The 10,316-nt window shown below is 40.2% G+C and carries 9 protein-coding genes and 1 other RNA gene; 8 read left to right on the top strand and 2 right to left on the bottom strand.

Annotated elements, in window-relative coordinates; all coding sequences use genetic code 11:
- Nucleotides 1-115: 115 nt before the first annotated feature.
- Together pbp1a and recU are read right to left on the bottom strand one after the other, a co-directional pair.
- Nucleotides 116-2,278: a penicillin-binding protein PBP1A gene (pbp1a, locus tag ACLNCV_RS02390; protein ID WP_424844824.1), complete on the bottom strand. Its 2,163-nt coding sequence runs from the start codon at nucleotides 2,276-2,278 to the stop codon at nucleotides 116-118.
- Nucleotides 2,275-2,871 (bottom strand): Holliday junction resolvase RecU, encoded by a 597-nt coding sequence (gene recU, locus ACLNCV_RS02385; RefSeq protein ID WP_261022156.1) that lies wholly within the window; start codon nucleotides 2,869-2,871, stop codon nucleotides 2,275-2,277. Before recU ends, pbp1a begins: the two co-directional genes overlap by 4 nt.
- 65 nt (nucleotides 2,872-2,936) lie before the next feature.
- Between recU and ACLNCV_RS02380 the strand changes: the two genes are divergently transcribed.
- From ACLNCV_RS02380 to ACLNCV_RS02345, 8 genes are all read left to right on the top strand, one after another.
- On the top strand, nucleotides 2,937-3,464 hold the full coding sequence (locus ACLNCV_RS02380) for a DUF1273 domain-containing protein (RefSeq protein ID WP_424844823.1): 528 nt from the start codon (nucleotides 2,937-2,939) through the stop codon (nucleotides 3,462-3,464).
- A 72-nt stretch (nucleotides 3,465-3,536) separates the two neighbouring features.
- Complete coding sequence (gene gpsB, locus ACLNCV_RS02375; RefSeq protein ID WP_191962423.1) at nucleotides 3,537-3,866, top strand: cell division regulator GpsB; 330 nt, start codon at nucleotides 3,537-3,539, stop codon at nucleotides 3,864-3,866.
- A 20-nt stretch (nucleotides 3,867-3,886) separates the two neighbouring features.
- Nucleotides 3,887-4,267: RNase P RNA component class B (rnpB, locus tag ACLNCV_RS02370), an RNA gene on the top strand.
- An 84-nt stretch (nucleotides 4,268-4,351) separates the two neighbouring features.
- Nucleotides 4,352-5,509, top strand: a complete 1,158-nt coding sequence (locus tag ACLNCV_RS02365) for a THUMP domain-containing class I SAM-dependent RNA methyltransferase (RefSeq protein WP_424844822.1) — start codon at nucleotides 4,352-4,354, stop codon at nucleotides 5,507-5,509.
- Between the two features lie 12 nt (nucleotides 5,510-5,521).
- Nucleotides 5,522-6,940: a cell division site-positioning protein MapZ gene (gene mapZ, locus ACLNCV_RS02360; protein WP_084888119.1), complete on the top strand. Its 1,419-nt coding sequence runs from the start codon at nucleotides 5,522-5,524 to the stop codon at nucleotides 6,938-6,940.
- 75 nt (nucleotides 6,941-7,015) lie between these two features.
- Nucleotides 7,016-8,440: an NADP-dependent phosphogluconate dehydrogenase gene (gndA, locus tag ACLNCV_RS02355; RefSeq protein ID WP_153199585.1), complete on the top strand. Its 1,425-nt coding sequence runs from the start codon at nucleotides 7,016-7,018 to the stop codon at nucleotides 8,438-8,440.
- Between the two features lie 11 nt (nucleotides 8,441-8,451).
- Nucleotides 8,452-9,141, top strand: coding sequence for a response regulator transcription factor (locus ACLNCV_RS02350; protein ID WP_153199583.1), 690 nt, complete (start codon nucleotides 8,452-8,454; stop codon nucleotides 9,139-9,141).
- 98 nt (nucleotides 9,142-9,239) lie between these two features.
- Nucleotides 9,240-10,157: an N-acetylmuramoyl-L-alanine amidase family protein gene (locus tag ACLNCV_RS02345; RefSeq protein WP_084925914.1), complete on the top strand. Its 918-nt coding sequence runs from the start codon at nucleotides 9,240-9,242 to the stop codon at nucleotides 10,155-10,157.
- Nucleotides 10,158-10,316: the final 159 nt, after the last annotated feature.

Raw genomic sequence — 10,316 nt, 5'->3', positions numbered from 1 at the left:
ACTTCTTTTGGTTTATCGAAAATGAATTGGTGCCGATCATCGCTTTTAGATATGATAGATCCTATTTTGTTGAAGAAAAAATCCTGAGCCTTTATTCTCAGAATTTTCTTTTATCTTACTGTTGTGGTTGCTGTTGAACTTGTGGATTTTGTGGTGTTGGTTGTACTGGTTGTGTCGGCTGAACAGCCTGACCAGCTTGTCCTTGATTAGGATCAGTTGCTGGAGCATTATTGGGTTGTTGACCAACCGTAGTACTTGCCTGTGTAGTTGAACTTTCAGCTGTTGAGGATTGTTGAGTAGAGGATTCAGTCCATATTGGGCGAGCTCCATTTTTGAATACAAATTCCCCGTTTCTGAAAAGTCCGTCTGGCATCGTCCAGTCTTCTGGATGAGTATCTTCTGATAGATACGTTATCATTGAGCGATAAACTTTAGCTGCAACTAGGAAACCATCTCCAACGATAGGAGTTAAACGATTCGAATAACCTGTCCATACAGCCATAGAATACTTACGAGTATAACCAACAAACATTTCATCTGGAGCTACATAGCCAGTGTTCTTGATGTGTTTCTCAATTTCATCATCTGTGTAGTTAGAAGTACCTGTCTTACCAGCTTGCGCTAACCATGGGAGATAGGCTCCACGACCAGTTCCGTATGCCAAGACGGTTTTCATCATTTCGGTCATCATGTAAGCAGTTGTTTCTTTCATAGCTCGTGTACCAGCATCTGAAAATTCTTTTTCACTACCGTCACTGAAGACGACCTTATTGATATACATGGGTTTGTGGTAAATTCCACCGTTGGCAAAGGCAGCATAAGCAGCAGCCATTTTTTCACTGCTTGCACCGTATTGTTTGTTAGATTCAGTTGTATTACTTGAAATGGCGTTTGCATAGTGGATGCTTGGATAATTGATACCTAAGCCATTTAGGAAGGTTTTCGCTCTATCTAAACCAACTTTATTTAGGGTTTCAACAGCTGTGACATTACGTGACTGTTGAAGTGCATACTGGATTGTAATGTTTCCAAAGTAGCCTTTATCCCAGTTGTAGACGGGAGTATCAGTACCTGGATAGTTATAAGGAACATCATGTACTATAGTTGCAGTAGAGTCATAGACTCCATATTCTAAAGCGGGAGCATAGTCAGTGATTGGTTTCATAGTAGAACCCCAGTCACGGTTGGTTTCAACGGCTTGGTTGATTCCGAAAGATACATTACTTGATTGGTGACGGGCACCTAACTGAGCAATGACTTTACCATTTGTTACATCAACGATAGTAGAAGCTACTTGAAGTTCATCATCTGGATAAGCGACATACTCATCTGTGTTATAAACATCCCAAAGTCGCTGCTGAACATCTTTGTCGACATTAGTATAGACTTCCATACCTGTAGTAAGAAGGTTGTAACCAGTTTCTTGTTCAACTTGGTCGATTACTTCTTTGAGGTAGTTGTCCATATAAGCTGGATAACTATTGGCTGACTTCAAACTTTGGAGACCGTCAGTGACGGGAGTATTAATAGCTTTTTCATAATCTTCTGCACTAATGTATTTTTGCCCTTTCATTTCTGAAAGTACCAAGTTACGACGCTCTAGAGCAGCTTCTGGATGGGAATAAGGATCATATTGGTTTGGAGCTTGAGGCATTCCAGCCAAGAGTGCTAACTGTGGCAAGCTTAAGTCCTTCAAGTCTTTTCCATAGTAATTTTGGGCTGCGGTTTGCATTCCATAGTTACCGTTGGACATGTAGACTTTATTGATGTAATAGGTCAGGATTTCTTGCTTGGTTGCTTTTTGCTCTAGTTGAACGGCTAGCCAAGCTTCTTGAGCTTTACGTGACAAGGTTTGATCAGCAGTTGAAGTAGAAAAATAAGTCAATTTAATTAATTGTTGTGTCAAGGTTGAGGCACCTTGTAGACCTCCTCCTTGTAGATTTCTTAATGCTGCCCCCATGATACGAATAGTATCAACACCTCTATGGTCAAAGAAACGGTGGTCTTCGATAGACACAATTGCCTTGACTAAGTCAGTAGGAATTTCATTTGCTTGAGCATTTACGCGACGTTCAGATCCAAGGTCAGCAATCAGTTCGTTTTTGTTGTCATAAATCTTGCTAGAAGTTGTCGCAACTAATTTACTTTCAGATAAGGCTGGAGCCTTGCTAACAAAGTAGAGGAAGACACCACCACCTAGTAGAAATAAAGCGATAAATAAGGCAAGGAATGTAATTCCCATATACTTTAAGAATCGCAGAATAATTTGTTTGTTCATCTTGTTTTACCACCTAGTAAATGTTCTTTGATAATGTCGAGATAGGGAATTTGAGGGAAAGCTCCCTGCTTTACTAAATATCCGTTTTCTCGAATATATCCAAGTGGCATTGATTTTTGACCCTTATCTTGATGATAAAAACGAATCAAATCAAGTGCCGGTAACAAGTAAGTTTCTTGTTGAGAAGAAAAATGAAGTAGAACGAAGCAAATGCCCTGCTGTTCCAGAACTTGTTCCATATGTTGAATCTGATGAAGATGGAAGTTTTTTAGTGGAATAGCATTTTTTTGTCGTGTTTCCTTGGCTTCAAAGTCAATGTAATGTCCTCTATACACGCCAGAGTAATCTGTTGTGGAAGCTTGTCTAAAATAGGCCTCTACAATTTTGGCTCGACTACGTTGAGGATAGTCTACTCGAACGATCTGAACAGGCGTCGGTTTTTTGTGGATAACTGCCATGCCATGTGTCAGATAGTAGTCGTTGGTAGCGTTAATCATCTTTTCAAAAGTCATTCCTCGATTTGCGAAATTTTTTGGTTGAGAAATAGATGTTTGGTTTTTTTTTGATGAAATTTTATGAGGATAGTTGACCATATTTCTCCTTATTGGTACAATAACATCACTCTATTATACCATAAAATATAAAGAAAGGTGTAAAAATGACTAGAGCTTTAATTATGGGCTATTCTAGCTTTGATTTGGGTGTCTTTAACGAAAAAGATATCAGGTTAAAAATTATAAAGAAAGCGATTAGAAGAGATTTAGAAAACTTAGCAGAAGAGGGGCTTAAATGGCTGGTCTTTACTGGGAGCTTGGGATTTGAATCCTGGGTTCTTGATGTCGCAAATGAAATGAAAGATGAGTATGATTTCAGCCTAGCGACTATTTTTGATTTTGAAACGCACGGGGAAAATTGGAATGAAGCGAATCAGCTTAAACTTAGCCAATTCAAGCAAGTAGATTTTGTTAAATATGCCTATCCCAAGTATGAAAACAAGGGGCAACTACGTGATTACCAACGATTTTTGCTGGAAAATACTGACTTAGCTTATTTTTTCTATGACCCAGAAAATGAGACCAAATTAAAATTTATAGACAATTTGATGAAAAATCAGGAAGGTTATCGCATAAAAAGGTTAACGTTTGAAGACTTAAATGAGCTAGCAGAAAATTTTTCTGAAAAGTAAGGCTTTGACCTTGATTTTTGTTTGCCTTTTTTTATATAATAATACTATTAGAAACCGAGAATGGAGAGAGAGATGGCAAGTATTATTTTTTCAGCAAAAGATATTTTTGAGCAAGAGTTTGGACGTGAAGTCCGTGGATATAGTAAGGTTGAAGTTGATGAATTTTTGGACGATGTCATCAAGGACTATGAAACTTATGCTGCCTTAGTCAAGTCTCTCCGTCAAGAAATTGCAGAGTTGAAGGAAGAATTAGCTCGTAAACCGAAACCTTCACCAGTTCAAGCAGAGCCTATTGAAGCGGCAACTACAAGCTCTATGACGAATTTTGATATTTTGAAACGCTTGAATCGTCTTGAGAAAGAAGTATTTGGTAAACAAATTTTGGATAACTCTGATTTATAAGAGCTCGTTTGAAATGTGCAATTTTTGGATAATCGCGTGAGGAGAATTTCTTCTCATGAGGAAAGTCCATGCTAGCACAGGCTGTGATGCCTGTAGTGTTTGTGCTAGGCGAAACCATAAGCCTAGGGACGAGAAATCGTTACGGCAGTTGAAATGGCTAAGTCCTTGGATAGGCCAGAGTAGGCTTGAAAGTGCCACAGTGACGGAGTCTTTCTGGAAACGGAGAGAGTGGAACGCGGTAAACCCCTCAAGCTAGCAACCCAAATTTTGGTCGGGGCATGGAGTACGCGGAAACGAACGTAGTATTCTGACTGCTATCAGCTAGAGCTGTTAGTGGTAGACAGATGATTATCGAAGGAAGTGGTCCTAGTCACTTCTGGAACAAAACATGGCTTATAGAAAATTGCATATAGGTTGGGGCTGAGAAATTTTCTCAACCTCATTTTTTAAAGTGGACATATAGAAAGGTCTTGCAAGACTGTAACATGAAAAAAGAATTTAATTTAATTGCAACTGTGGCAGCAGGTCTTGAAGCTGTTGTGGGACGAGAAGTGCGAGAGTTGGGCTACGATTGTCAAGTTGAAAATGGTCGTGTTCGTTTTCAAGGAGACATGAGAGCTATTATCGAGACCAACCTCTGGCTTCGGGCGGCAGACCGTATCAAGATCATCGTAGGAACTTTTCCTGCTAAGACTTTTGAGGAGTTGTTTCAGGGAGTTTTCGCCCTAGATTGGGAAAATTATTTACCACTCGGAGCTCGATTCCCGATTTCAAAAGCCAAATGTGTTAAATCTAAGCTTCACAATGAACCCAGTGTACAGGCAATTTCAAAGAAGGCCGTTGTCAAGAAATTGCAGAAACACTACGCCCGTCCAGAAGGCGTTCCTCTGATGGAGACTGGTCCTGAGTTTAAGATTGAGGTTTCTATTCTGAAAGACATAGCAACTGTCATGATTGATACGACAGGGGCTAGCCTCTTTAAACGTGGCTATCGTACCGAAAAAGGTGGTGCTCCTATCAAGGAAAATATGGCGGCAGCCATTTTGCAACTCTCTAACTGGTATCCAGATAAGCCATTGATTGATCCAACCTGTGGTTCGGGGACTTTCTGTATCGAGGCTGTCATGATTGCTCGAAAGATGGCTCCAGGTCTTCGTCGCTCCTTTGCATTTGAGGAATGGAACTGGATTAGTGACCGTTTGATCCAAGAAGTGCGTACAGAAGCGTCTAAGAAAGTGGATCGTGAGCTTGAGCTAGATATCATGGGCTGTGATATCGATGCACGTATGGTGGAAATTGCTAAGGCCAATGCTCAGGCAGCAGGTGTTGTAGGAGATATTACCTTTAAGCAGATGCGCGTGCAGGATTTGCGTTCTGATAAAATAAATGGAGTGATTATCTCTAACCCACCTTATGGTGAACGCTTGTCAGATGATGCAGGGGTTACCAAGCTTTATGCTGAGATGGGTCAAGTATTTGCTCCTCTGAAAACGTGGAGCAAGTTTATTCTAACTAGTGATGAAGCCTTTGAGACCAAGTACGGTAGTCAGGCGGATAAGAAACGGAAGTTGTACAACGGAACTTTAAAAGTTGATTTGTATCAATATTTTGGTCAGCGTGTTAAACGTCAGGAAGTAAAGTAGGAAGGAAAACTCATGAGTAAGAAAAGACGGAATCGTCATAAAAAAGAAAACCAAGAACCGCGATTTGATTTTGATGAAGCAAAAGAGTTAACAGTTGGTCAAGCTATTCGTAAAAATGAAGAAGTGGAAGCAGGAGTCTTGCCTGAAGATTCCATTTTGGACAAGTATGTCAAGCAACACAAAGATGAAATTGAGGCAGATAAGTTTGAAACGCGTCAGTTTAGCAAGGATGATTTAGTTGAAAAAGAAGAGGTAGAGGAGACTCAGACTCTGGATAATTTGCTTCAAGAGCTTCGTGAGGAAACAGGAGTAACTTCTCCAGATCCAGAAGATGAATTGAATCAGTTTGATGATTTAGAATTAACACGAGTTTCAGAAGCTCCTCTTGTTGAAGAATTTGAGGCGGAAGAGGTACAATTAGTTGGAGCGGAAGAGGCCTTCACACGTTCTCGAGTTACAGATAGTGAAGATGGAAACAGTAAGAAGAAATGGGTGCTGTACGGTATTCTAGCAGCCTTAGTGGTTCTTATCCTTGGAACTGGTTATTATGTTTACCGTCAAGTGAATCGCTCAACAAAGGAAATTCAAACTTCTCAATCATCGTCTAGTGAGCAGAATATTCAGCCGATTTTAGAAGATTTCAATAGTCAATACGATGCCTTCTATACAGATAGCAACAAAACGGCTTTGAAAAATAGCCAGTTTGATAAACTGAGCCAACTTAAAACTTTGCTTGATAAGCTAGAAGGTAGTCGCGAACATACCCTTGCCAAATCGAAGTATGATAGTCTAGCAACTCAAATCAAGGCCATTCAAGATGTCAATGCACAATTTGAAAAACCAGCTATTGTTGATGGTGTTTTGGATACCAATGCCAAAGCCAAATCGGATGCTAAATTTACGGATATTAAAACTGGAAATACAGAACTTGATAAAGTTCTAGATAAGGCTATCAGCCTTGGTAAGAGCCAGCAAACAAGTGCTTCAAGCTCAAGTTCAAGTGAAACTAGCAGCTCAAGTTCTCGCCAAGCAAGTGAAAATACGACTAGTGAGACAAAACCAAGTAGTTCAAATACGGCATCAAATGAAACTAGAAGTTCTCATAGTGAAGTCAATATGGGTCTATCAAGTGCGGGTGTTTCTGTTCAAAGAAGTGCTAGTCGTGTTGCCTACAATCAATCTGCTATTGATGATAGCAATAATTCTGCCTGGGATTTCGCGGATGGTGTCTTAGAACAAATTCTAGCGACTTCACGTTCACGTGGTTATATCACTGGTAACCAATATATCCTTGAACGTGTTAATATCGTTAATGGCAATGGTTATTACAACCTCTACAAGCCAGATGGAACCTATCTCTTTACCCTTAACTGTAAGACAGGATACTTTGTTGGAAATGGTTCTGGACATGCAGATGCTTTGGACTACTAAGCAGTCGTTACAAAATTCTTTCTTTTCAAAAGTAAAAATGATAAAATAAAACAAATTAAACAAGAGGAGTGTCAAATGACAAAAGCTAACTTTGGTGTTGTTGGTATGGCCGTAATGGGTCGTAACCTTGCCCTTAATATTGAATCTCGTGGTTACACAGTTGCTATTTACAACCGTAGTAAAGAAAAAACTGAAGATGTAATTGCTTGTCATCCTGAAAAGAAGTTTGTACCAAGCTATGACGTTGAAAGTTTTGTAAACTCAATCGAAAAACCTCGTCGTATCATGCTGATGGTTCAAGCTGGACCTGGTACAGATGCTACAATTCAAGCCCTTCTTCCACACCTTGACAAAGGTGACATCTTGATTGACGGAGGAAACACTTTCTACAAAGATACAATCCGTCGTAATGAAGAATTAGCAAACTCAGGTATCAACTTTATCGGTACTGGGGTTTCTGGTGGTGAAAAAGGTGCCCTAGAAGGTCCTTCTATCATGCCTGGTGGACAAAAAGAGGCCTACGAATTGGTTGCGGATGTTCTTGAAGAAATCTCAGCTAAAGCACCAGAAGATGGCAAACCATGTGTGACTTACATCGGTCCTGATGGAGCTGGTCACTATGTGAAAATGGTTCACAACGGTATCGAGTATGGTGACATGCAATTGATCGCAGAAAGCTATGACTTGATGCAACACTTGCTAGGCCTTTCTGCAGAAGATATGGCTGAAATCTTTACTGAGTGGAACAAGGGTGAATTGGACAGCTACTTAATCGAAATCACAGCTGATATCTTGAGCCGTAAAGACGATGAAGGTCAAGATGGACCAATCGTAGACTACATCCTTGATGCTGCAGGTAACAAGGGAACTGGTAAATGGACTAGCCAATCATCACTTGACCTTGGTGTGCCATTGTCACTAATCACTGAGTCAGTATTTGCACGTTACATCTCTACTTACAAAGAAGAACGTGTGCATGCTAGCAAAGTTCTTCCAAAACCAGCTGCCTTCAAATTTGAAGGAGACAAGGCTGAGTTGATTGAAAAGATCCGTCAAGCCCTTTACTTCTCAAAAATCATTTCATACGCACAAGGTTTTGCGCAATTGCGTGTAGCTTCTAAAGAAAACAACTGGAACTTGCCATTTGCAGATATCGCATCTATCTGGCGTGATGGCTGTATCATCCGTTCTCGTTTCTTGCAAAAGATTACAGATGCTTACAACCGTGATGCAGACCTTGCTAACCTTCTTTTGGATGAGTACTTCTTGGATGTTACTGCTAAGTACCAACAAGCAGTGCGTGATATCGTAGCTCTTGCTGTTCAAGCTGGTGTGCCAGTACCAACTTTCTCAGCAGCGATTACTTACTTTGATAGCTACCGTTCAGCTGACCTTCCAGCTAACTTGATCCAAGCGCAACGTGACTACTTTGGTGCCCACACTTACCAACGTAAAGACAAAGAAGGAACATTCCACTACTCTTGGTATGACGAAAAATAAGTAGGTCTGCCATGGGGAAACGGATTTTATTACTTGAGAAAGAACGAAATCTAGCTCATTTTTTAAGTTTGGAACTCCAAAAAGAGCAATACCGAGTTGATCAGGTTGAGGAGGGGCAAAAAGCCCTCTCCATGGCTCTTCAGACAGACTATGACTTGATTTTATTGAATGCTCGTCTGGGGGATATGACAGCCCAGGATTTTGCAGATAGGCTGAGTCGGACTAAGCCAGCTTCAATCATCATGGTCTTGGACCATCGTGAAGAATTGCAAGACCAGCTTGAGATAATCCAACGCTTTGCCGTTTCTTACATCTATAAGCCAGTAATCATTGATAATCTGGTAGCTCGTATTTCAGCGATTTTCCGAGGTCGGGACTTCATCGACCAACACTGTAGTCAGATGAAGGTTCCAACGTCTTACCGCAATCTGCGTATGGATGTAGAGCATCATACCGTTTATCGTGGCGAAGAGATGATTGCTCTGACCCGTCGTGAGTATGACCTCTTGGCTACTCTTATGGGAAGCAAGAAAGTTCTGACTCGTGAGCAGTTGTTGGAAAGTGTCTGGAAGTATGAAAGTGCAACCGAAACGAATATCGTGGATGTCTATATCCGTTATCTACGTAGCAAGCTGGATGTAAAAGGTCAAAAAAGTTACATTAAAACCGTGCGTGGTGTCGGTTACACCATGCAAGAATAGAAAAGCAGTTGCAGTTTTGTAACTGCTTTTTTGAGGAAATTCTATATATTGACATGTAATTGAATCTTTGCTACAATCAGTTATGGAGGATAGGTCTAATGAAAATCATAAAAAAATTGATGCAAATTGCATTATCAGTTTTTTTCTTTAGCTTACTGGCAACAAGTGCAGTATTGGCGGATACTATAGGTGGACAGTTTGTTGATAAAGATAATAGAAAATATTATATAAAAGATGACCATAAAGCAATCTATTGGCATAAAATAGACGGTAAAACCTACTATTTTGGTGATAGTGGAGAAATGGTAGTTGGTTGGCAATACTTAGAAATCCCTGGGACAGGTTATCGTGATGATTTATTTGATAATCGACCAGTTTTTGAAATTGCCCTTCAACCGAAGTGGTACTACTTTGGACAAGATGGTGTCCTACAAGAATTTGTTGGATGGAAACAATTAGAAGTTAAGGATTCGTTAAATGTTGGTAAAAAACATGGTGAGGGCTTTGAAGGCCCAGAAGTTCTTAAATTAGCAAATTATTACTTTGCTCAAGACCATTCTTTAAAAACAGGTTGGCTTTATGATCAATCCAACTGGTATTACCTAGTAAAAACAGCTTACTTAGGGAAAGACTACTTTGGTGGTGAAAGATGTACAGGCTGGATCAATGATAACTCAACTTGGTACTATCTAGATCCAACAAGTGCTGCAATGCAAACTGGTTGGGAACAACTTGGCAATAAGTGGTACTACCTCCGTTCATCAGGTGCCATGGCAACTGGTTGGTATCAGGAAGGCTCAACTTGGTATTATTTAGACCAGTCAAATGGTGATATGAAAACTGGATGGCAATACCTTGGTAACAAGTGGTACTATCTTCGTTCATCAGGAGCTATGGTCACTGGCTGGTTCCAGGTCGGCAGTAAATGGTACTACGCTTATAGCTCAGGTGCTTTAGCAGTGAATACGACTGTAGATGGCTATTCTGTCAATTATAATGGCGAATGGGTTCAATAATGAAAGAGGCGATTGTGAATGGAAACAATCGCTTTTTTTGTGAAAATATAATAAAATAGATAGGAGAAAATAAATACTTGTAGGAAAAAATAATACTCTTCGAAAATCAAATTCAAACCACGTCAGCGTCGCCTTACCGTACTCAAGTACAGCCTGCGG

It is taken from the genome of Streptococcus sp. CL5.50, from assembly GCF_049738015.1.
Classification (GTDB): domain Bacteria; phylum Bacillota; class Bacilli; order Lactobacillales; family Streptococcaceae; genus Streptococcus; species Streptococcus mitis_CA.
The sequence above is the reverse complement of the archived record's forward strand: the minus strand, read 5'-3'. Positions and strand labels throughout refer to the sequence as shown.